The 25,610-nt window shown below is 52.0% G+C and carries 33 protein-coding genes; all 33 read right to left on the reverse strand.

The features are described from left to right. Nucleotides 1-2: 2 nt before the first annotated feature. Nucleotides 3-1,199: a hypothetical protein gene (locus KZ483_RS24045; protein ID WP_220350085.1), complete on the reverse strand. Its 1,197-nt coding sequence runs from the start codon at nucleotides 1,197-1,199 to the stop codon at nucleotides 3-5. A gap of 12 nt (nucleotides 1,200-1,211) precedes the next feature. Then, the gene (locus KZ483_RS24050; protein WP_220350086.1) at nucleotides 1,212-1,676 is read right to left on the reverse strand and encodes a hypothetical protein; all 465 of its coding nucleotides are present in this window, start codon (nucleotides 1,674-1,676) and stop codon (nucleotides 1,212-1,214) included. Next, nucleotides 1,676-3,250 carry a hypothetical protein gene (locus tag KZ483_RS24055; protein ID WP_220350087.1) on the reverse strand — a complete coding sequence of 525 codons (1,575 nt, stop codon included), beginning with the start codon at nucleotides 3,248-3,250 and terminating at the stop codon, nucleotides 1,676-1,678. The genes KZ483_RS24050 and KZ483_RS24055 overlap by 1 nt, the downstream gene beginning before the upstream one ends. A 6-nt stretch (nucleotides 3,251-3,256) precedes the next feature. Further along, on the reverse strand, nucleotides 3,257-3,607 hold the full coding sequence (locus tag KZ483_RS24060) for a DUF6711 family protein (protein WP_220350088.1): 351 nt from the start codon (nucleotides 3,605-3,607) through the stop codon (nucleotides 3,257-3,259). Nucleotides 3,608-3,627: 20 nt separating this feature from the next. Continuing rightward, nucleotides 3,628-6,213, reverse strand: a complete 2,586-nt coding sequence (locus KZ483_RS24065; protein WP_220350089.1) for a phage tail family protein — start codon at nucleotides 6,211-6,213, stop codon at nucleotides 3,628-3,630. Between the two features lie 317 nt (nucleotides 6,214-6,530). After that, nucleotides 6,531-6,923 (reverse strand): hypothetical protein, encoded by a 393-nt coding sequence (locus tag KZ483_RS24070; protein ID WP_220350090.1) that lies wholly within the window; start codon nucleotides 6,921-6,923, stop codon nucleotides 6,531-6,533. Between the two features lie 53 nt (nucleotides 6,924-6,976). Then, on the reverse strand, nucleotides 6,977-7,684 hold the full coding sequence (locus tag KZ483_RS24075; protein WP_220350091.1) for a phage tail tube protein: 708 nt from the start codon (nucleotides 7,682-7,684) through the stop codon (nucleotides 6,977-6,979). A gap of 14 nt (nucleotides 7,685-7,698) precedes the next feature. Further along, nucleotides 7,699-8,094 (reverse strand): DUF3168 domain-containing protein, encoded by a 396-nt coding sequence (locus KZ483_RS24080; protein ID WP_220350093.1) that lies wholly within the window; start codon nucleotides 8,092-8,094, stop codon nucleotides 7,699-7,701. Nucleotide 8,095: 1 nt separating this feature from the next. Continuing rightward, nucleotides 8,096-8,554, reverse strand: coding sequence for an HK97 gp10 family phage protein (locus tag KZ483_RS24085; protein WP_220350094.1), 459 nt, complete (start codon nucleotides 8,552-8,554; stop codon nucleotides 8,096-8,098). A gap of 2 nt (nucleotides 8,555-8,556) precedes the next feature. Next, a complete protein-coding gene (locus tag KZ483_RS24090; protein WP_220350095.1) occupies nucleotides 8,557-8,910 on the reverse strand; it encodes a phage head closure protein in 354 nt (117 codons plus the stop codon). Beyond that, nucleotides 8,907-9,473 (reverse strand): head-tail connector protein, encoded by a 567-nt coding sequence (locus KZ483_RS24095; RefSeq protein ID WP_220350096.1) that lies wholly within the window; start codon nucleotides 9,471-9,473, stop codon nucleotides 8,907-8,909. The genes KZ483_RS24090 and KZ483_RS24095 overlap by 4 nt, the downstream gene beginning before the upstream one ends. Nucleotides 9,474-9,499: 26 nt before the next feature. Next, complete coding sequence (locus KZ483_RS24100; protein WP_220350097.1) at nucleotides 9,500-9,931, reverse strand: hypothetical protein; 432 nt, start codon at nucleotides 9,929-9,931, stop codon at nucleotides 9,500-9,502. Nucleotides 9,932-9,999: 68 nt separating this feature from the next. Further along, the gene (locus KZ483_RS24105) at nucleotides 10,000-11,262 is read right to left on the reverse strand and encodes a phage major capsid protein (RefSeq protein WP_220350098.1); all 1,263 of its coding nucleotides are present in this window, start codon (nucleotides 11,260-11,262) and stop codon (nucleotides 10,000-10,002) included. Further along, nucleotides 11,262-12,053, reverse strand: a complete 792-nt coding sequence (locus KZ483_RS24110) for a head maturation protease, ClpP-related (RefSeq protein WP_220350099.1) — start codon at nucleotides 12,051-12,053, stop codon at nucleotides 11,262-11,264. Before KZ483_RS24110 ends, KZ483_RS24105 begins: the two co-directional genes overlap by 1 nt. 1 nt (nucleotide 12,054) lies before the next feature. Beyond that, nucleotides 12,055-13,326, reverse strand: coding sequence for a phage portal protein (locus tag KZ483_RS24115; RefSeq protein ID WP_220350100.1), 1,272 nt, complete (start codon nucleotides 13,324-13,326; stop codon nucleotides 12,055-12,057). A gap of 11 nt (nucleotides 13,327-13,337) precedes the next feature. Further along, nucleotides 13,338-14,894, reverse strand: a complete 1,557-nt coding sequence (locus KZ483_RS24120) for a terminase large subunit (RefSeq protein WP_220353650.1) — start codon at nucleotides 14,892-14,894, stop codon at nucleotides 13,338-13,340. After that, nucleotides 14,884-15,498 (reverse strand): P27 family phage terminase small subunit, encoded by a 615-nt coding sequence (locus KZ483_RS24125; RefSeq protein WP_220350101.1) that lies wholly within the window; start codon nucleotides 15,496-15,498, stop codon nucleotides 14,884-14,886. Before KZ483_RS24125 ends, KZ483_RS24120 begins: the two co-directional genes overlap by 11 nt. Before the next feature lie 28 nt (nucleotides 15,499-15,526). Further along, nucleotides 15,527-15,730: a hypothetical protein gene (locus KZ483_RS24130; protein WP_220350102.1), complete on the reverse strand. Its 204-nt coding sequence runs from the start codon at nucleotides 15,728-15,730 to the stop codon at nucleotides 15,527-15,529. A 161-nt stretch (nucleotides 15,731-15,891) separates the two neighbouring features. Next, nucleotides 15,892-16,104, reverse strand: coding sequence for a hypothetical protein (locus KZ483_RS24135; RefSeq protein ID WP_220350103.1), 213 nt, complete (start codon nucleotides 16,102-16,104; stop codon nucleotides 15,892-15,894). Continuing rightward, nucleotides 16,101-16,475 (reverse strand): HNH endonuclease, encoded by a 375-nt coding sequence (locus KZ483_RS24140; protein WP_309568682.1) that lies wholly within the window; start codon nucleotides 16,473-16,475, stop codon nucleotides 16,101-16,103. The genes KZ483_RS24135 and KZ483_RS24140 overlap by 4 nt, the downstream gene beginning before the upstream one ends. Next, nucleotides 16,456-16,758 (reverse strand): hypothetical protein, encoded by a 303-nt coding sequence (locus KZ483_RS24145; protein ID WP_220350104.1) that lies wholly within the window; start codon nucleotides 16,756-16,758, stop codon nucleotides 16,456-16,458. Before KZ483_RS24145 ends, KZ483_RS24140 begins: the two co-directional genes overlap by 20 nt. 48 nt (nucleotides 16,759-16,806) lie before the next feature. Then, the gene (locus tag KZ483_RS24150) at nucleotides 16,807-17,448 is read right to left on the reverse strand and encodes a hypothetical protein (protein WP_220350105.1); all 642 of its coding nucleotides are present in this window, start codon (nucleotides 17,446-17,448) and stop codon (nucleotides 16,807-16,809) included. A gap of 3 nt (nucleotides 17,449-17,451) precedes the next feature. Next, complete coding sequence (locus KZ483_RS24155; protein WP_220350106.1) at nucleotides 17,452-18,525, reverse strand: glycoside hydrolase family protein; 1,074 nt, start codon at nucleotides 18,523-18,525, stop codon at nucleotides 17,452-17,454. Between the two features lie 330 nt (nucleotides 18,526-18,855). Further along, nucleotides 18,856-19,464: a DUF1492 domain-containing protein gene (locus KZ483_RS24160; protein ID WP_220350107.1), complete on the reverse strand. Its 609-nt coding sequence runs from the start codon at nucleotides 19,462-19,464 to the stop codon at nucleotides 18,856-18,858. A 13-nt stretch (nucleotides 19,465-19,477) separates the two neighbouring features. After that, nucleotides 19,478-19,795: a hypothetical protein gene (locus KZ483_RS24165; protein ID WP_220350108.1), complete on the reverse strand. Its 318-nt coding sequence runs from the start codon at nucleotides 19,793-19,795 to the stop codon at nucleotides 19,478-19,480. Nucleotides 19,796-19,800: 5 nt separating this feature from the next. Next, nucleotides 19,801-20,016 (reverse strand): hypothetical protein, encoded by a 216-nt coding sequence (locus KZ483_RS24170; protein ID WP_220350109.1) that lies wholly within the window; start codon nucleotides 20,014-20,016, stop codon nucleotides 19,801-19,803. A 15-nt stretch (nucleotides 20,017-20,031) separates the two neighbouring features. Continuing rightward, complete coding sequence (locus KZ483_RS24175) at nucleotides 20,032-20,832, reverse strand: DNA adenine methylase (protein WP_220353652.1); 801 nt, start codon at nucleotides 20,830-20,832, stop codon at nucleotides 20,032-20,034. Then, on the reverse strand, nucleotides 20,829-21,899 hold the full coding sequence (locus KZ483_RS24180; protein WP_220350110.1) for a hypothetical protein: 1,071 nt from the start codon (nucleotides 21,897-21,899) through the stop codon (nucleotides 20,829-20,831). Before KZ483_RS24180 ends, KZ483_RS24175 begins: the two co-directional genes overlap by 4 nt. A gap of 5 nt (nucleotides 21,900-21,904) precedes the next feature. Beyond that, nucleotides 21,905-22,204, reverse strand: a complete 300-nt coding sequence (locus KZ483_RS24185; RefSeq protein WP_220350111.1) for a hypothetical protein — start codon at nucleotides 22,202-22,204, stop codon at nucleotides 21,905-21,907. Then, a complete protein-coding gene (locus KZ483_RS24190; protein ID WP_220350112.1) occupies nucleotides 22,201-22,365 on the reverse strand; it encodes a hypothetical protein in 165 nt (54 codons plus the stop codon). Before KZ483_RS24190 ends, KZ483_RS24185 begins: the two co-directional genes overlap by 4 nt. A gap of 15 nt (nucleotides 22,366-22,380) precedes the next feature. After that, nucleotides 22,381-22,605 carry a hypothetical protein gene (locus KZ483_RS24195; protein ID WP_220350113.1) on the reverse strand — a complete coding sequence of 75 codons (225 nt, stop codon included), beginning with the start codon at nucleotides 22,603-22,605 and terminating at the stop codon, nucleotides 22,381-22,383. A 3-nt stretch (nucleotides 22,606-22,608) separates the two neighbouring features. Beyond that, nucleotides 22,609-23,025: a RusA family crossover junction endodeoxyribonuclease gene (locus KZ483_RS24200; RefSeq protein WP_220350114.1), complete on the reverse strand. Its 417-nt coding sequence runs from the start codon at nucleotides 23,023-23,025 to the stop codon at nucleotides 22,609-22,611. A 258-nt stretch (nucleotides 23,026-23,283) separates the two neighbouring features. Continuing rightward, entirely contained in the window at nucleotides 23,284-25,545 is a 2,262-nt protein-coding gene (locus tag KZ483_RS24205) for an AAA family ATPase (RefSeq protein ID WP_220350115.1), read from the reverse strand. Nucleotides 25,546-25,610: the final 65 nt, after the last annotated feature.

Consider the following 25,610-nt stretch of genomic DNA (forward strand, 5'->3'; position numbering starts at 1 on the left):
CCTTAGTAGGATTCCGCTATTTCCCAATCTATGGTAGCGGTTTGACCAAGAAATGTTCCGCTTGTTGAATATACATAAAGTTGCAAGTTCGTCGCGGTCGTTAGTCTTGCATCTACTCTTGTATTAGCAGGAAGCGATCTGTCGAAAAGCGAAGCCACGAACGTTTTCGACATAGCCACGCTCGATATCGTAACGTCAAGCGTAACATTAGATGCGCCGTTTGTTAGTGTTATGGCCGATTGACCGCGCTGTACGTTTTTAATCCCTCCCACAGGAGTCCACGTCCCTCCGTTGTTCATTTCAAAAACGCCATTGTTGTTCCTTATACCAAAAGTAGCGCCGCCAGATTTTGCAAAAAAAAGATCGTTATTTGCGTCGATACTCATTCTGCCGTCGAAATCCGCAGCGCTTCCTACTCTATGAAAATCGACATATTGACCAATCTCCGCAACGCCGTCGCTCCCAACTTTGACTATGCCAAGACCGCCTGCCGAGACGCCCATTCCTTTAAATAAATCTGCATCAAGGCCGCTACCGTCGCCGTCGTTTCCAGCGTGCCACATTTTATACCCCGCAACCCCGCGATGCGTAAAATACGGATTGCCTGTTGGATTGACTTCTATGATGTATTTGCTGGTTTGTTTTACGCCCGCCGAATCTACGACAGTAAAAAATATACCTCTCGACCAACTATTGGCTGTGTCTGCCTGGGAGTCAAAGATCAAATCTGCCTTGATTGTACCGCCCGCAGAAGTTACAAAATCTTCCCAACTGGACCAAGCACCGTTATTGATCTTGTGGCGGTGCTTTACTGCCATATCCGCTGTGTTGTACGCTACTTGGAAGAGCCAGTTCGTAGAGCCGTTGTAAGTGTCCCCGCTGCTGACGAACACCCTGATAGCGCCGAAGCGACCAGGCCAAGGACTGTTAAGCGTTGTATCCGTGAAAAGCCAATCTCCGTAGCTTGTGGCGTTGTTACAATCGCCCCCCGGCATGTTTCTGCCGCTCGTTTTGTCGTGAGCGTCGAAAATACCCTGCTCCATCTTGTTAAGGTTTGACGCGTTGATCGGTGTACCCGCCTGCGTGACCGTGCCGGGATCGGCTGTTAACGTTACGCTTGTGCTTGTCTCATTGGACTTTGTAAACCGGTTTACGAATTGTACAGCCCGATCCAGCCAATTTGTTTTTGTGTATGCCATGTCTTCACCCCTTTAAACAAGCGGCAGCGCGCCGCGTTGATAACCGCAGTTGACGGTGCCGCAATATATAAAGCCGTCATAAACGAATCCGGCATATTGAAAGAGTAGCCGGATATCTTGCTCCAGCCGGTTCGCATCCGTAAAGTCGAATCCTTTGCCAACCGTCCAAGATTCCGTGCCGGGATATCCCGGTGGCGTGACGAAGTTCGTCCGGATGCTTTCGAGGTTCGTTTCGACCCGATTGATGCCGGATAGAAGCTCGATATATGTCTGGTCCCGATTCGTAACAAATGTGAGCGACGGTATCGCGTACTGAATAGCGGTCAGCATATTCCTAAGTGTTTGGGAATTTGTTTCGATCCGGTTGAAGTCGGAAAACGCGAGTGCGTCCTCTTGTATTCCTGCGACCCAAGTCCAATCTTCTTTGACCGTGATCTGGTAAGTAGTTCCGCCGATCGTTTTCGAATATACATCCATCAGCCCGTCGCCCCCTTCGCTTCCGTATTCGCGGACAAATAGCCTTTATAAGAGATGTCATTTTTCGTATCCATCGCCGTTTTGTCCGCCCCGTATGTGTTCTCGAATCCCAGAACGTCGGCCAGCTCGTGAGCCGGATTCCCGCGCCAAATGGAACGGTATTTCGCCCGCAGCTTGGAACGATCCAAAAGCCATTGCGCCACGGCCTGCGCGCGCGTTATCGTATCAAGCAGCTTGTTTTGTTCAAGCTTCAGCACGCTTCCATCCAATAAATTCGGATCCGTCACAGTGACGGGAGTTGACGCGGTGGCAGACGTCCAATAGCTCACGACAACCTGTCGAACGACTGGATCAAGCGTAATCTGCGGTTCATTGTAGGCATTGTCCAGGTCAATTGTATCGACAGCCGTCCCCAGCAGGTTAGGTAGCTGCTTGATCGTGATGACGTTACTCCGAGTGACGTAAATGTTTGCACAGCCGGCGATAGCGATCATCTGCAGAAGTTGCCGACGCGTAACATTGTCCGAAATCGAGTTCGTGTTGATCGATTGGAGAGCCGTGTCAATGCTGTAATTCGTGATGCCGCAGGCTGCAAAGTTATCGACGGCAAGCTGGTACAATGTCTTAACGTTGGCCGTTGCCTGCTGGTATTCGAAATTATCCATGAGGTCGAGATTCGTGCGAGCTTTGAACGATGCCGTAAGGCTCCCCTCATCGCTCTGCCATTCCCACAGTAGATAGTTCCCGAGCGGCACCCATTGCACTGTGCCGTTAACATCTACCCCGAGTTCCGCAATAACCTGCTGCCTCTGCTGCAGGTAAGCATAGAAGCCGGTCGGGTTAAGGATGTTGAAGGCACGGTCACTGTTGTCGACCATGAACCGGAATTCAGGCGAAGGCAGTTGCGCTGATAGCGGGTCCATTTCCTCTATCAAGCCCATCTCAATAAGCTGATCATCGGTATAAACTTTTACGATACCGAAATCGACCTCAAGCACGCGCGCCCGGCGATTGCTGACGCTCCATTTTTTTATCACGATCACGATCTTTTTGTAATTCGAAAGCTGGCCGAGCGGGGTCGCGATTATTTGCGTGTTACCAGTTACGCTGACTGTCTGTATAACGCCTCCGCTTGCGTTGTATGCCGTGACATCGAAATCCGTGGCGTATTCGCCAGTATTTTGATCAAAGGTTATGGTTAGGCCTGCGGAAGAGTGTGTGCTGTTAAAATCGATCGTTATAGTGGGCTGCGTGGCAAACGTCCCGGATCCGTCGCATAGAGGACTGCTCACGAATCCCATCTGCCCGTTGTTCGCAGGCGCACTGTCCGGAAATGAAAACGAGCCGTCCAATTTAAAACGGCCCGTTTCCCATGTTGCAAAGTTATATGTTGAGCTGCGCTTATTATCGTTGATCTGGCTCTTGTCACTGATTGAAGCAGCTTCGGTTGTGGTCGTGATACTGGATACGTCGCTGGTCGCGCCGACATCTGAGATGTCGAATGTGACGCGCCCGGCAATGCGCCGGGAAGATGCGTAAATGTTATCTTTGAAAGTCTGTGTCGTGTTATACATGGCCGCTTATACCTCCACGAGCGAAAACCGGCAGTCCTTATATCGTGGAACACCATTCATAAAATCGATCACGCCAACGTTACGGTCCCCCGCATAGAACGTACCTGTCCGGCTGGCGTTGGTTATCGGATCGGTATAGGTGACGGAAAAGGCGTTCGGCGCCACAGCAGTTAGAATGGTTTGCAACTGTGCTGCCGTGAGAAATGACCAGGACAATTCAAGTTTTCTCTTCGTAGTGATCAATTCGGATATGAGATTGCCCCGGGCATTTCGCTCCGCCTTCTTTATGTCTTGGATCCCGAAGCTCATCTCAGAAGGGCTCGGAAGATCCGTACTACCGACTTTGATGATCGCCATATACACCTTCACCTACCTTTCTACGTTGACGTAATCATTGAACCGCCGATTCGCTTATTTTCGTTTGCCGCGAATGCGTTATTAATCCGCGCAAATGCCACGCCATCGATCGATAGAACAACGTCTCCGGACTGTCCAGCACGTCCTCCCCCGACCGTCTGCATGGCCGTCATGACCGCGGTGCTAATGGCGCCGGCGAATTTATCAAACACGTCTCCACGCTCTAGCGGTACAACCGCCTCCGCGCCAGCCTCGCCTAGCATAGCCACGGTAGGACTCGATACTACACCACCGCGGGCGAGTCTCGGAATTGTTCCTATGTGGACGCCGAAAGACTTGCCGCCGAACTCCGGTACCCAATCTGGTACCGAAATACTGATGCTGTTCAAGCCGCCAATCACCTTGTTAATCGCATCGATGATGAGGTTCAGCGGGAACTTGACCAGATCATATAAGCCGTCGAAAATCCCTTTGAAGATGTCTCGGACACCTTCCCACGCTTTTCTCCAATCTACAGTGAATACACCGGTGATAAAAGTCATGAGCCCTTTGAACGCCGTCTTCAGGTCTTCGATGAGCTCACCGAGCGTCTTAAATACCTCGCTGAATATGGTTTTGAATGAACCGCCCATGTATTCTGCAAGGGGCTTAGCTACGTTTTCCCAAAGGAACTTCATCACATCGACAATACCTTGGAATGCCGGTTTGAGGTTGACAGAAAGGAAAGCCCCGAACGGTTTAAGCACATTGTTCCAAAGGAAAGCAAAAACGGTCGATAATGCTTCCACAGCGGGCTTGACGCTCTCTTTCATAGCAGTAGCGAGCGGCACAAGCACTTCCTGCCAGAGCATTTTCGCCACATCCGCCACGAATAGAAAGGATATTTTTAAAGCCTCAAGCGCAATGTCTGAGAGCGGCGTAAAGACGTTTCCCCACATCCACAGAAGGAAGTTTCCGAGCGGTACCAATACACTCTTCCAGAGCCATTGAGCAGCTGTCGCAACAGCACCCCAAGCTGCCACTAAGGCTGTGCCCAGCCACTGGCCGAACGGTACAAGGACATTCTGCCAAAGCCATTGAATAGTTATCCCGATTGCATTCCATACAGGCATGGCGTCCTTTTTTATTTGCTCCCATGCATTCGCAATAACACCTTTCAGCTCAATCAGCTTTTCGCGAGAACCCGGAATGAGGGCGCCAATCCCGCCGACGACGAAAGTGTCGTAGAGCCCCGAACCAATCTTTTCGATCCCTTTAAGGAACATAGCCGGATCGAGCGTAACAAGCCCGCGTATGGCGGTTGCAACCCCGGTTAAGATTTCAGCGAGGCCTGTTAGTCGATCGAAGAATGCAGCCCATCCATACGCCCCTATTGTCAATAACCACCCGGTAAGTTTGTCACCATCAAGAGCTCCCCATAATTCTTTGAGGGACGTTCCAAGCTCCCTAAGCGCTTCCTTGAACCGGCCGAAGGCGTCAATGACAGGCTGCATGACCTCTTTAAACTTGGCAGCCATTTCCGCGAATTTGCTTGTGGCTTCCTGGCTTTGGCTTATTTCAACAGGCGCGGCCGCCGCTGCACTGGTTCCGGCTCCGGATCCTCCGCCAGCGCCCCCTCCAGATTCGGAGAGTTGATTGATCTCATCAAAACCGGCCACAGAATTTTTTGCTTGTTTGCCTGCCTCTTCGTACGCATCGCCCAAACCTGAGACGGCGCTGGCCTGCTGTTGTGTCGCCTTCGTCTGCTGTTGCTGAACCTTAGTACCAAACAGTGCCGACATGAAACCAGCTATGGCATTCATGGCATTGGCAAGTGCAGCAGCCATCTTCGTGAGCGCCGGCAGAACGGCATTGTAAATGGGAAGGAATGCTTGACCGAGTGCAAGCTGTGTATTCTTGAGCTGGGCGATAAACTGTGCCTGGCGGGATGCGGTATTGTCCGTGATTTCCGTTCCATACTTCTTCGCCGCTTGCTCCATAATCGCAAACAAACGTATCTGTTGCTGTGTATTGAAATCCAACTGCGCCCAATGCTTCCCGTTGGCGAATTTTTTGAACGCATCGGTCGATTCGATCATCGCGATATTCACGTTGATGCCGAGGTCCTCGATCGCGTCTGTCTCTCCTAGCAGACCGGAGCGAATGCGATCCATAACGTCTTCCATCGAGCGCCCCGTAGAGCTGGCGACGACGGCCGATGCTTTAAGCAGGTCCTGCGTCCGCTTAAAAGTCTCTTCCGTACTGGAGGAAAATCCGCTGATTAGGTTTGCATACGTCGCACCGAACTGGACCGCCTGGCTGCGGCCCAAGCCGAACGCACCAGCTTGTTCATCAGCCCATTTTCGAAACTCGTCCGCACTGGATCCGAGCATGCGATTCAATTGCCCAATTGCTGCCTCGAACTTGATCGCGTCTTGAACGGCTGCTCCGATGCCCATACCGGCGATAGCCGTGATTGCAGAAGCAATGGCAACCTGAATACCTTTCATCGAATTGGAAATATCCGTTTTGAAAGAGTTTGTGTCTTTCTGAAACTGCTGCATTGATTTCTTTGCCGTACCGAAATCGGCCCCAGCCCTTATGAGTAGGTTTCGTACTACAGCCAATTATCCCACCCCCTTACAAACAAAAAAGAACAGCCTTTAGCTGCTCTCACTCTCCGTTTGTTGCAATATGAATTGAAGCATCTGTTGCGGTGTCTGCTCCCGTTTCGGTTTCTGCGCACTCTTTACCTTCTCCAAGATGACCTTTAAGCTTGGCAGCTTCTCTGCCCTGGACCACGCCGCGTTAAGATACGCTAACACTAGGCGTTCCTCGCTGTCCCTATTCATGCGCTCTTCAAAGGCGTGGATATGAAGATTCAATTCATGGGGGGTCATCTCATCATAATCACGAAGAGATATACCTAGCCGGATTGCAGCTTTTAGCGAGTCTTCCCAATCCCACGGCGCTGTGCCCGATTTTGTGCCGGCTGTGTCGCCGCCGGCGTCAACCCGTTTCCCTGCGATGTTCCGCTAAAAGAAATTCTTAGTGCCTCCTGCATCTTTTCAAGTAGGTAATCTAATGACGGCGCATAATCAAGGATGTCTTCCATCATTTCTAATGTAAGTGTCTCCCCGCTTTCTCTCGCGTCTCGTTCTAAACCGTAAAAGAATATGGTTTCTAATTCTTCCAGATCGAAATCGTTTTGAGTTCCAACCTCTTCGACGCTTGTGCCGGTAAAGGCAGTTAATTTTTTTAAAGCTTTGTGCCCGAATCTGAGAACCCGCGGTCTATCCAGTTCGATGATTACGACATCATTTCCAGCTTTACTCATAACTTTCCCTCGCTTTCAAAAGTAAAAAGGCCGGGATAGCCCCGGCCCCGTTACTAGCTCGACTTGTTGACAATGATTTCGTATGTTTTGACACTCTTGCTCGCTTCCTGAGCCGTTATTGTTAGCTTTTTCGACGTGTTCAGGGCCACGGCAATGCTGTTCGATGCGCTGCCACTGGTAAGATCCTGCGAATACACGCCATCGATATACAACTTAAGTGTGTGACTCGCTGCCGTCGCTGTGACCGTGATCGGTGATGTGATCGCGCCGGTATAAGCGTAGTAGTACGTTCCGTTTGCAAACACCGGAGCGAGCGTGCCACCGCCCGAGAGCGCCAGCGCCGTCAAGCCGCCGGAATCGGATGTCGCAAGCGTTGGCGAACCGCTGATCTTGATCGTTGCCTCGAATGACAGCAAATCCTCTAGCGTTGCGCTGCCTCCCTGAAACGCTGTTACGACGCCTCGGAACGTCCACGACGCTCCCATTTCCGACGGAAAAAGGACTTGGAAGTCTTGCAGCGCGCCCGCCTCGAATGCGTCGTTGAGAGCGTCTTGTCCGGCATCACCCGGTTCAAAAAAGCCGCTGATCGTGATCTCTCCACCATCTTTAAAGCCGCCGGTGAAGGTCCGGTATCCGCCGGCACTATCCAGCGTCGTCGTGTCAAGCGTTTCAGCTGTGCGAGGCGGCGCGTCTATCGATGTCAACTGGGCAATATACGTCGTGCCGATCTTTATTTTTGTTCCTACGGAACGTTGGGGCATGATTGATCAACCTCCTAATAATAGACTTCATATTCGATCAAACAACGGTAAAGCTTCGGATCTTCTTCATAAAGCTCTACCGGCTGCTGATATGTGACTTCTTGGATAAGCGGCCCATCCGTCCCGATTCGGCGCTGCTCGAACGAGATGAGCTGGTCGATCGCAGCATTCGTCAATGATTTCAGGTCAGCATAGCGGTTCGAAATCACGTTCAACTCGCCTCGTACTTCCCGGCCTGACTGGTAGCCGTCCTGTGTCTTCGTTCGGCGCCCCGCGCTCGAGGAATAAATGAGATAGGGGATGCCTTGACCGGCGTTCGCTTTCGGAGAAAATAAGGGATATACCCGGCCACTGAAAGCCGTGATTGTTTTCATTTCCTGATCCAACGCCTGCTCAAAATCTTGCGCCATCCTATCTCAACCCCTTCTTGCGCAATACCTTGTCGACCTCTTTCCCGGCTACGTCCAGCACAGTACGTTCGATCGCTGTTTTATTGTCATCAATCGCCCGGCGCATATAGCGGTATCCCGGGATATACCCACCATCCTCGGTCAGAAAGCCATATTCCTGAGAAGCCGGATAGTATGACCGCTTGCCTTTCTTGCTGACCTTGACGAAGACATCGTTCATCGCTGGGCTCGGCATAACGTCGTAAACGGCTTTCCCTGCTTGCGACTTGCGCTCCTTTTTGAGGATGATCCCGCTTTTGAGCGCCCCGGTATCCTCCGGTGCGTTCGCCTTTGCTGCTTTCAGCGCAATCCGAGCACCGGCGCGGGCGCCTTTCGTTGCGGCCGCTTGTGGTACCCGGCCGAGCAGCTTAATGTCGCGCTGCAACTCCTTCATTCCGAGAATTTCAGTTCGGCGCGCCATCGTTATTGTCGCTCCTTGCACATGAGCTGCAGCTCCTGTTTGGCAAACTCCGGATGGATGATATGCCCGATCTCAAACACCGTTCCTGATGCATCATCGACGGCAATCATAGTCCGGTCGATCCCGTGACGCCAGCGGATGCGGATCCGCGTCGTCACGTCGGCGTTCTCCTGCATCGCAGCGAAGTATTCCCGCCCACGGAGCGGCTCAATTGCCGCCCAGACCGTCGCCACGTCCGTCCATCCCACATCAAGAGGCTGCCCGTAAGTATCTGTGTCCGTCGGCGGCCTGCGGATGGTCACGCGCTTATTCAAGCGCCCTGTCAGGCTGTTTTTACTGCAGTCTTTACACGTCATACTGGATACCACCTCTCTTGGCTGAGAAGCGATACTACAGCTGCCGGGGCATCACACATGCCGTTTTCAAACCAGTGCATGACGAGTAGTATAATCGCTTGACGTATCTTGAGCGGCACAGCGGTGGCATCGTTTCCGTATCCAGCTACGAAACGTACTTTGATGCCGTTCGCAACCGCCAGCTGGACGGAAGGCCATGCAATCCCCCACTTTTTGACGACGCGGCCGACAAATGAATAATCATCGACAATATAATTCGCTGCGTCCCAGGTCGTCGTCGCGCCATCGCTATCCGTATAGGTCAAGCTCGTGACGGACTGGAGGAGAGGCCGGGGAAGTTCGATCGCGTTTTCACACGGCCATTCGTCCAGAGCCAACTCCAGCGTTTGGGTAATCAGCGCCCGATTCAGATACCCCTCGCTCCACTCCCGCGCAGCCGTAATAAGCGGCGTCAGAATCGCGTCCGGGGACGTATCGTCGACATCGTAGCGGAGTTGAGTCTTTACATCTCCAAGCGATACCGGCTCAACGGCCGGCTGCGTAATCACCTTGATACCGGCCATTGACCGTCACCTCTTTCTAAGCCGGATTAGTTCTTGTCCGGACGGTAAGCGACGTCCTCGATCATCGTCACCGTGATCAAATTTGCCACGTTGCTGATGGCTGACGAGATGCCGACGAATTTACCATCCGGAATCGTTGCTGGGTCGACGCAGAAGTCCACGATCACATTGCCGGAATCGTCGGTAATGGTGAACGCCTTGGCGTCCGTCTGGCGTGCGGTACCCTTGTAAATCGGTACGTTTACCGGGTACGCCGTTGCGTTCGTACCGCTGGCATCGTCGGCATATTTGAGCGACAGCGCCAAGTCTGCTGCATTGCCCATCTTGGCAACAACGCGAAGCGTGATACCTTTTACGCCCGGTGTAGGGGCGAGATACGACTGCAAGGCAGCCGATGTGTCCGTCGCATTAATTAAGACGCGGGTACGAAATTTTTCGGATATGTTCGTAATTGCCACTTTTATCATCCTCCAAGATTAGAATAGGAAGAGCCGCCCGATCAGGACGGCTCAGCTCTTACGCGCTATTAAGCGCGAGTGTCAAGCGTGATGAAGGAACTGCGGTTTTTCGTCGAGTTCTTGATCTTAAGCGACTTATTCCGCTTCGGCATGCCGTTCGCACGGAAAATAAAACGGAAACAGTTTTCAGCCGTCAAGAATTGCACATGAATTGACGTAGCCGCGTCAACGCCGCCTTTGTACGCGAGCATGTATTGCGACAAGTCGGCGAAGATAATATCGCCTTTTTCACCGAGTTCTGAGCAGTGGTCGGAATCCACGATCGAACGGCCACGCAGCGTGTCGATCGTGCCCGTCTGCGTTGCCGGCAAATAAACCGGAACACCGCCTGTCCCAACCGGGAACGAAAGGAAATCGAACTGCTCATGTGTGTCTGGATGTGCCAGCCATATCGAATTCGATTTATCGAAAGCGCGATGATACATTGCCGAGAGATTCGCCCAAGTGATCGAGTCAGCTTCTTGGCCGGCCTCTTTCGCCACGGAAACGAGTGAGCCGCCTTTCAGAATGCCGATCGGCTTGCCTACTCCGTCTCCGGAGATGATCGCGCCTTCCAGCGTCCGGCGAATAGCCAGTTCAAACGCCCGGGTATACAGCGTGTTAATAAAACTCGAATCGCTGTCCAGCTCGTAGGTTGCATATGCAAAGCCCATCAACTTCTCAAGCTTCAGCTCGCGCTCCTGCAGCTTCGGCTGCGACTTGGCAACCGTTGCGGCTTCGGACGCCCAGTATACTTTTACTCCGCCGAATACGGTATCGGATACGTCATCCTCATCGATGTCCACCCATTTGACCGAATTCGAGCCGTCGGTTACCTGGTAGCTGTCGAGGCGCGGAAGGATGTTTCCGGCCGAAGCGGCACTTTCCATCATCATACCGGCGAAATCCGTTTGCACCGCAAAGCCGCCGTCCTGGCCGACCTGCGTATTACCGCCCATCGCATTCTGGACGATGCGCAGGTTCTCAGACACGTTACCGTGGGCCGCATCCCGGATGTCTTTCAGTTGCGCCGCCAGGCTTTTGTACGGCTTTGGCATCGGCTCATTGACGCCGTCCAGCACCGGATGATTCACCGGTTGTTTGTCATCAGCTTCCCGCTTGGACTGCTTCTGCAGGATCCCGATTTGCTTCTCGTTGTTGTCGTACTCCTTTTCCATCGCCTCATAGCTTGCGATGTCTTCATCCGTCATACCGTCCTTGTCTGATAGCGCACGCATGTCCTTGAGCAGCGCGTCCTGACGGGCAAGCATCTTCTTAAGTTTTTCTCCCATTAGGAAAACCTCCTGTGTTGTTTTTCGCGCACGCTCACGCGCCGCTGTATATCGACAACCCGGTTATTGGCCGGGCTCTCTTCGGGGTTGGTATTCGATTTCTCGGTTGGCTGCATCTTCTGCCATTGTTCGAAAAAACGCCGCATCGCGGAATCGGCGCTGTTTTGGATGGCGAGCCGGCTGAACGAAAAGGAATTCTGCACTGGCTCATTGTCATCTGCGGCCACATTAGCGTACAGCATGCCGTCCGCGAATCCGTCGGCCATAGCTTTGCGAGCACTCATCCAGGTTTCATCATCCATTAGACGAGAGATTTTGTTTCGGCTGAGACCTGTCTTAGTCTGATAGGCGTTAATGATGGTCTCTTTGACCTCATCCAGCACATCGGCTGCGTGTCGCATATCCTTCGCCTCGCCGCGAGCACCAGTCCACGGGTTATGGATCATGAGAATGCTTGCGGGACTCATCAGGATTTCATCAGCGGCCATTGCAATAACAGATGCGGCTGAAACTGCCTTGCCGTCGATCTTGGCCGTGACTTTGCCTTTATGCTCTTTCATGGCGTTGTAAATACCAGCAGCAGCGAACACATCTCCGCCCCAACTGTCGATCCACACCGTTATGTTCTTCCCTTTATGCTCGGCGAGCGCCGTCCGGAATGCGTTCGGTGTGGCTGCCGGGATCCCGAACCATTCGTAGATCCAAGCATCATCGTTGCTGATGATCTCACCTTCGATGCGAAGTTCCACATCTTCATTGTCTGCAGCATTGCGAAAACTCCAGAATAGCAACTTAGACCGCCTCCCTTTCCGTGATCATTTTGAAAATTTCATCCGCGAGCGCTTTGGCATCGCTCGACTTGCCAGCGGGCTTAGGTTTGCCGGCCTCGCTCATGTTCAACGGCTCCAAGTAGATGTCACCGTTCGGGATCGCCGGCATGTTCTCCAGGCGGCGGATGTCATTGACCGACAGCCACCCCCACTGGCGACCAAGTGCGTATGATTCGGACCGACTCTTTGCGTCGCCACGAAGGAGCCCATCGATCTTGAACTCCACATAAAAACCGGCCCTTCGTTCGGCCGGCGTGAGGAGCTGCATATTCATGTTTTCTTCGATCCGCTTGAACCACGGGAGCATCGTATACATGACAAACTCAAGCGATTGGTGCTCGATGTTGTTGTTTGTCGATCGGCTCAAATCTTGGATCAAGTGAAGCGGCACGCGATAAATCCGGGCGATATCCTCAATCTGGAATCGCTTGTTTTCAATTAACTGTGCATCGGCCGGGTTTATGATATACGGTGTGAACTTGCCGTTTTGCTCGAGGAGCATGGGTTTGCCAGTGTTGAGCATACCGGTGTAATTCTTCCCGAGATCTTCTTTCAGTCGATTGAATGCCGGTTCGCTTAAAACACCCTCGAAGGAGAATGCACCGGACGGGAACGCGCCGTTGCGGTACAGGTTGACACCAAATTCCTCGTAGGACTTCCCGAGACGAATCGCTGAGGACGCATAGCTTATAGGCGATAGTCCGATAACGCCGTCCAGACTAGGTCCGGCTACATGGAAAACCTGGCTGCGAGTCAGAGTCTTCGCTACCGTCCGAGGCGAAGAGCCTATTTTGTATTGAAGCTTCTTCGTATCCGGATTCCGGTCGATCGTCACCATCTGCCACTGGTACGGGTACAGTCCGACCAAGCTGCCTCTTCGGTCGACGAGCCGCTCACTCACGGAGTTGCCACCGAGGTTCAGAGACATCATAAGCTGTTCCTTGAAATTGAACGGGCTCATTTCCTCGTTCGGCTGGCTCCGGAGGATATCGGCGACGCCGAGGTCGTTTCGGATTTCCCGCTCACCGTCTTCCTTCTTACGGTAAAGTACGATTGGAACACTTGCGGCCGTTTCGGAGAGTACGCGCAAACAGGCGAAAACGGCCGTATATTTTAGTGCCATTGTCGCGGTGACGGATCCGGCAGGAAGTCGTAGCACGTCATCCCCGATCAAAAACTTCTGAAGATCATCATCCCGATTATTCTTCGGCTTCAAAAAATCGAACAGCCCCAATTTCTCACCTCCTAAAGCAAGCTCCGCATGCCGCGTGTCTCGTATACCGATAATTCCATCTCTTCGAATAGCATCGCTGTTGCCATCGCGTTAATCAGCGCCACGGTTAGGTCGATTCGGTCGGTCGACTTATTTTTCATCGGCTTAATGTTCTCGTTCCCGTCCACGGCAATCACGACATTCCCCCAGCACCAACGGGCAAGGGGGTTTACTTCATGAGACAATTTCCCCGACTTCATCAGCTGCTCGATCATCTTCATGGCCGGCGACATGTGCTTCATGTTCTGGGGGATCTCGACGATCTCTAGCCCGCCGCGCATTAAACGCTGCGTGAGCATACGGCTATTCCACGGGTCGGCGCCGCCGGTTGGTATGTTGTACTGTTTATTCGCCGCCAGCAGCCGTGCCTCGACGAAATCATAGTCCACCACGTTGCCCGGCGTTGCATGCAGATATTTTTGACTGACCCAGCGGTCGTAGGGGACGCCGTCGCGCTTCACGCGCTCTTTCATGTTGTCTTCCGGAATCCACGCATCGAATATCGCCCGCCAATCGTCGGCGCCTTCCTGTGGAGGGAACAAATAACACACGCCGGTTAAATCCGTCGTGCTGGACAAGTCGATTCCCGGATAACACTTCTTTCCGATTAGTTCGGCATGCGACCATTTCCCTTCCGTCTGATCCCAGAGCGTAAGCGCCTGCCAGCCGACACGCTTCAGGCTTACCCACTGATTCAGCCGGAGCCAACGAAAAAGACGCTCTGCAGCTTCGCTGTTGCGGGCTGCAAGCGCCTCTTGCCTTACGCTCTCTATGCTGATGGTATGTCCCAAGCTCGGATTCGCGTTGTACCAGGTGTTCTCGTCGTAAATATCGGCATCTTCAGGGGCGCCGTAAATCTTCACATACCAATGTGGATCGATTAGCTCGCCGCATGAAATCTTACGCGCCTGCTCGTGGATCTCCCAGCCGATGGAGTTACGGTCCGGATCGTCGCCGGCCGTCGTGATAACCCACCAAAGCGGCTCTTTCCGGGCAGCACCGGCACCGAAGGTCATAACGTCCCACAGATTGCGGTTCGGCTGTGCATGAAGTTCGTCGAAGATGACAACTGTCGGGTTGATACCGTGCTTTGTGTATGCCTCAGCCGATAAAACTTTCATCGTCGTGCCGGTAAGGCTGTTTTTAATTTCCTTCCGGCTGTCCGTGACTTTCAAGATTGTTTCGAGCTCCGGTTCCTGTTCGATCATCCCGACGGCAGCCTTATAAACCAGTTCTGCCTGCCCGCGATCCGCAGCGCAACAGTAAATCTGCCCGCCTGGACCGTCACAAACCAGATGGTTTAGCGCGATGCCCGCAATCAGCGACGTTTTTCCGTTTTTCTTTGGGACTTCTAAGTATGCGAATCGGTATTGACGATATCCATCGTCGTGAACCGTGCCGTATACGTCCCAAAGGATTTGATATTGCCAATCCAGCAGGATGAACGGCTGCCCGTAAAAATCATCAACGGCGTTGAGCATTTGGATAAACTCGATCGGCTCAAGGGCTCTTTGCTTGTCATGGGGCATTTCCGCCACCCGCTCGGCGGTTCATGAATTTCGCCATCGCTGACTCTTTCTTCTCCTGCTTCGGCTTCGGCACATTCTTGACCTTGGCCAGAGGATTTAGGAAAAGCCGATCCTGCATCTTGAGCAGCATGTCCATCTTTTTATTGATGGCCGTTTCGATCTTGAGCACGCCTTCAAGGCTTGCGAGCTGCGACAGATATTGCAGGGCTTTATAATTTACTTGGTCGGCAACAACCGCGCCGTCAATAAACTCGTGCAGCACGTCCTCGTCGATCACAATGTTCTCGATCCGTTGGTATTGGATGAGCAATCGCTCATACTCCGAGAACGTCTTGCAGTACATCGCCAGCATCCCGATGTCTGAGCTGGTCAGTAATTCGACCCCTTGCTTAGCGGCAGACTTGTATTCCTTGATCAATTCATTCCAGAGCTTATTGGCTGCTTTATCTTTAGTGATAAAACTCGGCTTTTTCAATTTCGCCAAATCTTGTTCACCTAATTTAACCTCAGCTGCCTTCCGTGCCTCGATCTCTTCTTTCGTCAAGTGGCTCGGATTCCCTTCGGCCAGATGCAGGCCGATCGATTTCGCGTTTCGACCCGGCATAGGGCCACCTCCTTCGGAGCGGATGAAACTAATTCGCCGACGTGAAGTCGACGTAATATTCTTTACCTGGTTCGAATTGATTCACGGCATCTGGATTCGTGATCGTAAGAGTGATTTGCCCGCCGGGCGTATATTTCCAGAACGTTTTGTTCTCCTCGCTGCCATCCGTAACTGGGTGTAGCGTAACAACACCACCGTGATTGCTCCAGCACTTGAATTTTGCACGTACCAAGGAATTCATCTCCTCTCAAAATCTAAAAAGTTTCAAAACCCGAAAAAAATTTGTGCGATTGGGGGGACGCGGTCTTCACCGCCGCCTTTCGAAGGATTTTGCCCCCCCTACCCTTAGCTATTTCCATTTAATGCTTTAGCGCGGTGAAGTGTAAATGTGATCTATTCGATCAACAGGTACCGCCGACCATCGATAACCGCGATCACTTGCGCTTCCCCTTCGAACTGGATCGCCTCGGGAATATGTTCGAGGTAAAGCCTGTTAACCTCATCAACAGACACGTCCAGTCTAATTGACCGGATATTCTTTCCCTCTTGTCCGTCCAGGTAGACCTTGGCTTGTGAGTGTCTTTCCGATTCTATTCTGACCTTCATCGACCAAAACCTCCATCCTCTCTCGCAGTCTTCCTGTTATGGCATCGCTTCGCCATCGGTTGATGATTGCTCGGATCCCAAAACAGATTCGTGTCTCCGCGGTGCGGCTTGATATGATCGACTACTTCGGCCGGCATTGGTACCGGCAGCCTGGCACATTCATCACATGCACACAGCGGATTCCGCTTCAGGTATGCCCGGCTGTACTTCTGCCAGCGGGAGTTGTACCCTCTCTCATGCGCTGTTCCTCGCTCCCGATCCTGTTGCTGGCGGTACTCCCGCATATGCTGTTCACAGAACCGTTCAGTCGCAAGGTTCCGGCATCCAATCTTATTGCATGGTCGTTTTGGTTTAATCGGCAATGGTATCACCAAGCGATATACGGTCTCTGTGGCGCTTCGCCCATTTAATCGCTGCCGGCAGATCGATATGGTGTTGACCGTAGCAGCTGTGGAAGGTGATCGCTTCCTGGGAGATTGTCACCCGCCACCAAACACCGCCCGTTTGCAAATAGCCTTTATGATGTCCGTATCCTTCTGAGAGATGATGCGCCAGCCACTTACCGAGCTCCTCGAATGGTATCGGCTCAACTCGCTCACAGTAACGATCGTGTGCATGCCGATCTATTCGGAGTTCCAGACTTTCAACTCGCATCCCCCTCACCCTTTCGAGATAAAAAGGCCACTCGCAGCGGAGTGATCTTTAGTTATGAATCAATGTTAATGCGATGCGTGAAATCCGGGCCCACTTCGCGCCTGCCGTAAGGTTTTTAATGACAATGGCCGGTTTGATGATACCGCTAACGCTCATTTCAGTCGATGCAGCTTTATACTCCCATCCAACTACATCACCTTCTACAATAGCAATCGTTCCATCACAACGAAGATGAATTTTGATATTACTCTTACGTTGCTGATCGTGTTGGAAAGACGTATTCTTTGTCACCTGAGAAGTATCAGCTTTGACCAAGGATGCTTGCTGTGCCAGAGTTTTGAGAATAGCTCCGCAGTTCGTTCCATTCATACCCAGGAATGTTTGAATGCCGCTCGGACCAGCACTGCAATAAAAGCTCTCGAGTTCCATAATCGCCTCGCGGAATTGGCCCACATTGGGGCCAAAGTTAAACCCATTCGGAAGAATATTAAGGCTCGGCGCGTCATTGATGGCAGCACCCGTATTGATTTGTAATCCATAACAATCAACCTCGGGAGTGGTGATAACAGCCGAACCAGTACCCGTAAGTGTCATCCAAGTCGGCAGAACGGTACTGTCTAGAAAGTTTGCCTCAAGTTTGCGAGAGGACTTACCCAAAGGTACGATAGCTCCTGAAAGATCTCTTAACATGAATCACACCTCCGCTATGGCAAGACCGAATGCGGCATTGCCATCCAAGCCCACGCCCTGGTAAAACATATAAAGTGCCCCGTCCCATTCAATCACATGGGGACTTGCGACCGTTCCCACATCCCATGCCCCTGCAGATCCTACGGGTACTGTAGGATACAAGGCTGCAGGCTTCCGCAAATCTTTAAGCGGTCCTACATAGATGTTGCGGTCCGTGTTCACCCCGCCAGATTCAAGAAGCGATGTGGAGTAGGTCGTCCACAATTCACCCCGGAATTTGAAAGGAGTGCTTACGGATTCGATTTTCCTATAATCAGATGCTTCAGTCCAATCCGCAAAGTTAGACATTGGGCGTGGATCTGTTTGCCAAGTAATGCCGTCTTTCGAATAAGAGATGCCGAATCGACCATAGTTTCCGCCACCCATAAGATGCTGTGCAACCCAAGTCTTACCGAGACGGAATACCTTTGCATATCCGGTGTGACCATCGCCGGGAAAATCCACATCCTCAACATGGATACACCCTTGCTTTACCAACGTCCAGTTGTTAAACCCGTTTGGACTTGTAGCTAAGCAAGTTTCTTGTGTGCGTCCTACGCCGCTTTGCTGATAATACAAGTGAAAAAGATTGGTATCGGGGTTCCACACGACGCAGGGCGTTTCCGTCTGGTTCCCAAAGCTGAGATCGACGTAAATCATGCCACGATCCGTATATGGCCCCTCCGGTCTTGGGGCAGTAGCCAAGCCAATTCCGCCGTTACCGGAAGCGTGGTCAGAGGAATAGTACAGATAGATGTCATCGAGTGCTGCGGATCCTAAAATCGATCGCATGTTTGGGACAACCCACGGCCAGTACATCTTATAACCAGCATTTTTTAGCCAAGGCGCATCGTTCCGTTTAAAAACGGGATTGTTCTTGTATTTTTTAAACGTTGGCGGTTCGACCATTTGACGCCTTGCCTGGGAAAGCGGGTTGTTATACTGTTGACTATCCGGTCGTAAAACGGTTCCGGTCGTTTTGTCGTAAAAGACGAGTTTACCGCCGACCCATTTGCATCTAACATTTGCTACCGTCATCTCTATCGTCCTCCAAACTTTTATTTGCTGCTAGAAGCTTGGGGTGTGTAATAGGTCGATAGCCTTGATCGTTGTTGTGATTATTGCTTTTGACATTTCGGCATACTACACACCTGCTTGATGCCGGTCCATCTGCCCCAGACGCAGCCTTTGCATTTTACCGGCGGTTCAGGTTTATCATCGACCTTTTTCATGTTGTATTCCTCCATGCAAAAAGCCGCCCAATTTGGACGGCTTTACGCTCTTAAGCATTTCGTTCGATAATACCATAATAACACGGGAATTCCGGCTTGTACTGGACAAGTTACTGGACAAAACACTGGACATATTTCATAAATCGATCAATTTAGCGAATTCGGCTACCGCCTCGACCCTCCACCGAAAATAGGTTTTCTCCACGACGGCCAACTTTTTATGTGTATCCACAACACTCAGTCCGTCGATGTATCTCAAGCGTAGCAGCTTTGCATAATCCGGTTTGTACCCCTCCAACGCCTCAAGCGCGTTGTCGATCTGCTCTTTCTCACGGAGAAGATCCTGCAGCTCGCTGATCCGCTCGATTACGGCATCGAAGTCGTCCACATGACCGGCACGGGCCTCGATCACGTTCTCAATCTTCCTCCGCAGTTCTTTAAGCAGCTTCTCGTCTTCCGAATCCGCACCGCGGGCTTGTTTCATCTCCGCCAGCTGACTGCGGGTGCCGTGCGGATATTTAGTCAGATAAGCATGTGCGACGGTTTCCAGCTGCTGTTCTCGCTTATTGAGATACATGTACGATGGCATCCCTCGCAGCCGACGGTGGAGCTCCTGCAGCTGATCGTCCTGGTTTAACCGGCTGACCGTTATACCGTTGCCGATCGAGTACTTTTCGAGTATCTTAATTCTCGCCACAATCTGCCGGTAATTTGTCAGCTGGTCTATTACTTGTTGTTCGTTCATGTTGATCCCCTCCTCAAAACAACTCCATCTGGCCTTGTTCCAGGTCTTCGAGTTTGACATAGTTCGGCGCCTGCTCCCAAGCATCCCCACCATAACCTCGAAACTCACATTCCCGGCGAATAAGCTCCTCGTATATCGTGTAATGATGCATTCGGCCCTCAATGCAGCAGATGCACGATCCTTTGTAAAGCTTATTGACGGCTACCAGTTCAATATCATGTCCTTTGGCAGTTATCAGTGCTTGCAGTTCTTTTGCATGCTCGAGCATCTGCGGCTTGCTGGCTTCGACTGCATGCGGTGAACCTCCGTAAAAATATTTGTGCAATTCCATTCACCTCAGTCCAAACAAAAGTATCCCTTGCTGATTCGCTCGATATCTTCATCCGTGGCCGGCACCATGTCGACGGTTCTAACGCCGCTGAAGATGCACATCGTTCCTTGGCAAGCTGGACAGATCGGCTCTTCGACTTCTTCTCCCTCGACTTCTTCGACCGCAAACCGTTTCAGACAGTCGTCGTTGTCGCATTCGTAAAACGCGAATTTCACTTCCATGTTTATCACCTGCCGTTAAAAGAGTAATTGCTGTCCTACCGCGCCTGCGGCGACCGGGTTTATCCAAAGGACTTCCTCCCGCGAAGCGCCGCCTTCTGCTTTAACCTTTTTCGTTTCCCGATGCCAATGTTTCAGCCTCTCGTCATACATTTGGGTTGCGTAACCGGACAGAATGACCGGGCCGGGATGACTGTCGAGCGCTTCAAGCAATTCAACATGTTCAGCCTCGGTCATTTCATGCTTATAGCTTGTTGTCGTCCTGGTTGACATGATATATGGCGGATCGGCGTAAATGAGTACGTCCGGGCGCGCATAACGTTCAAGCATCTGGAGTGCTGGCTGATTTTCAATCTGAACCCCGATAAGTCTTTCTGAAACAGCCATCACTTTATCAGGGAACACCGTCCACTCTTTACCCGGCAACGGTCCATTGGGCTCAATCATACTGCGCCAGCCGGTACGGTGTGACGTTTTTCCACCTCTACCTTGCCATAGTCTGACGATCAACCGCCTTGCTCGTTCCAATTCGTTCTCCGCAGGTTGATAGCTGAGATAATATTCTTCGCGACTATGCGGCGTCCATCGGACAGCATTCGCAAGTTCTTCTGGCCGCTCCCGGATGATGCGGAATAGATTTACTACTTCTCCATCGATGTCATTAACGGTTTCGAGCTGGCTGCGCTGTTTGGAAAAGAGTATTGCTCCGCTGCCGAAGAACGGCTCTAGGTATGTTGTGTGGGGTGGCATGTGGCTGATAATCCACTGCGCCATGCTCCACTTGCTGCCGGGGTAGTGCAGGATGCGCGGTACGTTCACATCTCCACTACCTTCCATCCCTGCTCTGTAGCAAGCTTCTCCATTCGCTGCATGTGCTGGGCGTTATGGTCGCTGAAGAATGCCTGCACCGTAGCCGGTACTTCCGCGGGCCGAACCATGTCCGCCGCTCGGGCGTGAATGATGCCCGCAATGACCTGGAAAAGCTCGAGCGTCTCATCCATCAATCGCCGGGTACTGATCCCACGTATATCGAGCTTATCCTTGAGCTGGCCAATCATCTGCAGAGATTCCAGTCGCTCCTCGATGTCTTCCCCGGCATCGATTAAAGGGAGAGCGAGTGAGACGAATGCTTGAGGCTGCTTTTCTTCGATGGCGGCCACTGGCTTCACATCAATCTTCAGCCGCTCGATTTCAGCCTTTAAATATTGAATTTCTTCAGCACGTTTCAAATCATTTTCCGTCCAATCCTGGATCTCGTCCTTCAACCGCTCGATCTCTCGTTCCTGTTTTCGGCATTCGTCCTTGGCTTTGACGTATTCGAGTTGGTTCGAAACCGCAATCTCCAAGTTCTTATTGCACACCTCAATAGCCTTGGACAATTCTTCTCGCAGCCGCTCGATTTCCGTATCCTTGCCGTCATCTGTTGACGCTTCCGGAGATTCCGTTGCAGGTTCTGCAGCCGGCTCCGCTGCTGGGGCCGCCTCTTCCCCCATCTCATCAAGCAACTCCCGCGCCTTGCCCGGCGTGATCCCTTTTAGCCCCCAAGTCTTTACCCAATACGGTAACGTCTGGTTCTTCATCTTCCACGCCCGCTCGATGCTCGAAATTGTTTCTCCGGCAGCAATGGCCTTTAATAATTCAACCTTCGTCAGACCGCACGATGGACCTTCTTTGATTCTTCCGTCTGCCACCTTAATCTCCCCTTCCTTTTGTTTTGGTTTGCCCCTTCCTTCCGGTAGATCAATCGGTTTATGATGGCTTCGCGGGATCGGCTGCCCTGGTGTCAATTTCGCAATCTCTTCTGGGTTGAGTGTATATCTCGTAACCGGCCCGGCACCCCGCGCAGATGATGTTTCAATCCGATTACTCGGTATCGGCGTTCCCATTCATTTCACCCTTCCTTGGTCGAACCTGATACATTCGGTCCGGTTTCCGCGGTTTTTAACTCAGCATATTCGGTCTCGTCGATCGTCAACGTCATCATACCGTCCCATGTCTCGCGGATCTCATGCGCCTTTGCTTCGACCTCGGCTTTTTTCTTTGGTGTCAAAACGATGTCCATGGCATACCCGTAATGTTCTTGAGCTTTTGCATATGCTCTGGAGTGCAACACGTTCATAGTCATGAGGAACTTTTCCAACGACATCGATTTGATTCGTTGAAAGAAGCGACGTTTTAAATCAAGACTCATCGCGGATACACCGCCTTTTCCTTGTTTTGCATCCGCGCATGCTTTACCCGGTTTCGCCGTTTCAACTCAGCTGCAGCCGCGCACCGGTGCTCGAGCAACGCACCCTCGTCGAAGTATGCGATCTCAACCAACATCTGGCGGTTAGCTTTTCTCCAATTCATGCGAAACACCTCGTTTCAAGAATGGTTCTTCCTGCTTTGGAAAACTTCTTCAAGCCATTCGACCAGCATCATCATTTGCTTAATGACCAACCGATTGTCCTGATATTTTTTACATAATGCGCTGGAAGAGTCGGCTACCCACTTCCAAAAGTCTTGATGATCCATCCCGTGTTCCTTGGCTGCTTCGTTCGCTTCCTGAATCCATTTCTCGACGTCTATGAAAAGCGCCCTATAATCCATCGGCTATACCTCTTCGATCTTGACGTAAATGCCCGGCATCTTGGCCCAGAACTTCTCGATGATCTCGCTAGCGACAATGGCATCATCCGTCCAGTATCCCAAATCGGTCATGATATCGAACGGCAGCTTGTTCAGGTTGTGCGTATCGGGCTTCGTCGTTTTCCACTCCCCGTCGTAGTGCTTGCTGCCTTCCGGGATCGGGAACAACCACTTTACAATCACCCGCAGCGCTCCCGTGTATTTCTCCTTCGGAACATGCTGCCCAAGGTGGGCTGTCAATTTCGACCGCGCCGCCTTGAGATCGTCCGGCTCGTAGAAGACCGGTTTACCATTGACGACGGCAACCTGCTTCTCCTGGTGCGTAGCGGTCGGCGGTTTCATCGGCATGAAGAATTCAATCACCGTATCACCAACTTCCATTTTTTAACTTTCGTCGTCGGCGGCCTTCTTAATAAATGTAGGGGAGGGGGTGTGGCGCTTGCGACACGCCACACCCTATCCTTATATATTTATATATACTGGTCCCCGCCTCCCGGCGGCGTCGACCATGACGTACCAAATCCCCGCCGTTAATCCGCCGAATGGCGGCAATCATGAAAAACGTATATTCGCCGTGCGGCATTGACCATGAATTAATGATAGCCGCCGCCGTTCGGCGGAATTTTACTGCGGCGGATTTTAATGGTCTTCGCCGCCGTCTTTCTTTACAACAACGTTGCCATTATTCTTGTCGATCACGTATCCATGCTTTGCAACCCAATCCCTGATTGTTCGTTCTGCGACCGACTTGCCAGTCGAAGAAAACCACTCGGATAAATCTTTGACCGTCGGCGGCTCGCCCATATTGCAGTTATTCACCGCGTCTTCGAACTCCTCAGCCTTGCTCCTGCGCTCCGTATTGGCCTTGTCTTTCCGCTTACCCGTGGCCTTCTTCCAAGGCGGCTGTCCGTCACCTTCCGGCTCGATGTCCTTCAGGCTGCCGACGTTATCCACCTTATGAATTGGATACTGGAACCACATGTTGACTGGTGCAAACTTCGCATATTCGCGCAGTGTGCCTTCCACTCGCCAGGCGGATCGATTGCGGACGGCCTCCAGGACGCGTCTGATTTCCTCCTGCGCTGCAGCCTGCTCCGTGTTGTAAATGGCCCGACGGGCATGCTCTTCCATCTCCTTCGCGCTGAGCAGATCGTCTTGCGAGACGGAATCCCGTAGGTAGCCCGGATTATGCTGCGCGAAAAACCGCTGGTATACGCAGCAGATGGCCTTGTTTTCCTCTTGCTTCAATAACGCTTCCGTTATATTCAACTCCACCAAATCGATCAGGGCGTCCGGATCTCGGGCGAATACGCCGCTGCCGCTGGCCCGGTCCATCGATTTCTTGCCGCCCTGGGAGCCCTTGCTGTGATGGTGACAATAAATGACGCTGGCGCCGAGTTCCGTTGCAATCTTGTCAAACTGGTTTGTGAAATGCGCCATCTGGTCAGCGCTGTTCTCGTCGCCGGTCAGCACCTTGTAGATCGGGTCGATGATGACAGCGATATAGTTCTTCTTGGCTGCGCGACGGATCAGCTTCGGCGCCAGCTTATCCATCGGTACCGACTTGCCACGGAGATTCCAGATATCAATGTTTCCGATGTTCCGCGGCGGCAGCCCCAGCGCCTGATATACATCCTTGAAGCGATGCAAGGCGCTGGCCCTGTCGAGTTCAAGATTGACATACAGCACCTTTCCCTGCGTACAAGTCCAAGCCAGCCACTTGCTGCCCTCGGCTATGGCGATACTGAGTTCAATCAGCGCGAAACTCTTACCGGCCTTGGATGGCCCCGCCATAAGCATCTTATGCCCCTGACGGAGTAGACCTTCGATCAGCGAAGGCGCCAATTTCGGCATGTTATCCCAATAGTCCGTCAGGCTCTCCGGATCGGGCAATTCATCGTTTACGCCCTCGATCCATTCATGCCATTCGTTCCAATTGCTTTTGCCGATGTTCGTATCAACGATGAATTGCTTTTTACCATTACGCTCAATGCCTGGCATTCGGGATAACCTGGACGGATTTCGGTTTTGATTGTCGATGTTCAGGCCGTTTTTTTTGCAGACGTTATATAGATAGTCAACGCGCTTGCGGTATTCGTCGTAATTGCCGGCTTCCACTCGCACGATGGCATGCAGGCTCTTTCCGCCACTGTAAACCATGACGGCAATCGGCAGCTCCAGCTCGCGCATGATAGCGTTTTGCTTCTCAATGTCCATCGTGTCGGATTCTACGAGCGCATACCGGAATTCGGTAACATTATCGTTTTTGACACCTTTGCCATCGAGTGGATTGAACCGGATCCACGCCCCTGCCTCTGGCTTGTAATCGCCCATGACTGCTCCGATATCACCGTTACATTGGTTAAGCAACTGGATCAGCTCGCCGGCCGTCCTGTCACATGCCCCTTTTGTGGGCAAAAACTTGCCTTCATCGTTCTGCCATGTGTCCGTGACGTATCCAACGTTTTCAGATACGTCGAACAGCGTCTCGAGATAAGTGGTAAGTTGCTGAACTGGATTCCAGGCAGCCGGCTCGTGGATCTCCTTACCCTCAATCCAATTGCGATCGACCACAACATAATCGCCGCCGGAAATTTCGTCATCCCACCCCAGCTCCCGGTCATCACGCTCCGAGGAACGTGGCGTCCAACCGTTATCCTTTGCCATTTGCGTAATGGTCGCACCAGTGACCGGATTGCCGGTGCCTTCAAATGACGTCCATTTCCGGAAGCATTCTCCGGGATGGTAACGTCCCCCGTCCCGTTTGCTCCACTCATCCCAATCGCTGGCCGTATAGCCTTCATATTTCAATGCCATGCCGACATTAACCCATTCCTGATATGACAGATAGGCGGGATCGACGTAGGTCAACAAGGAAATGAGGTCGATTTTATGTTCCATAGAGCCTCCCATGTATTTCCGTATTCAAAAACTGTCCGTCAGAAAACAATTCCACCGCGAGGCTG

The sequence above is a fragment of the Paenibacillus sp. sptzw28 genome, assembly GCF_019550795.1.
Lineage (GTDB): Bacteria > Bacillota > Bacilli > Paenibacillales > Paenibacillaceae > Paenibacillus_Z.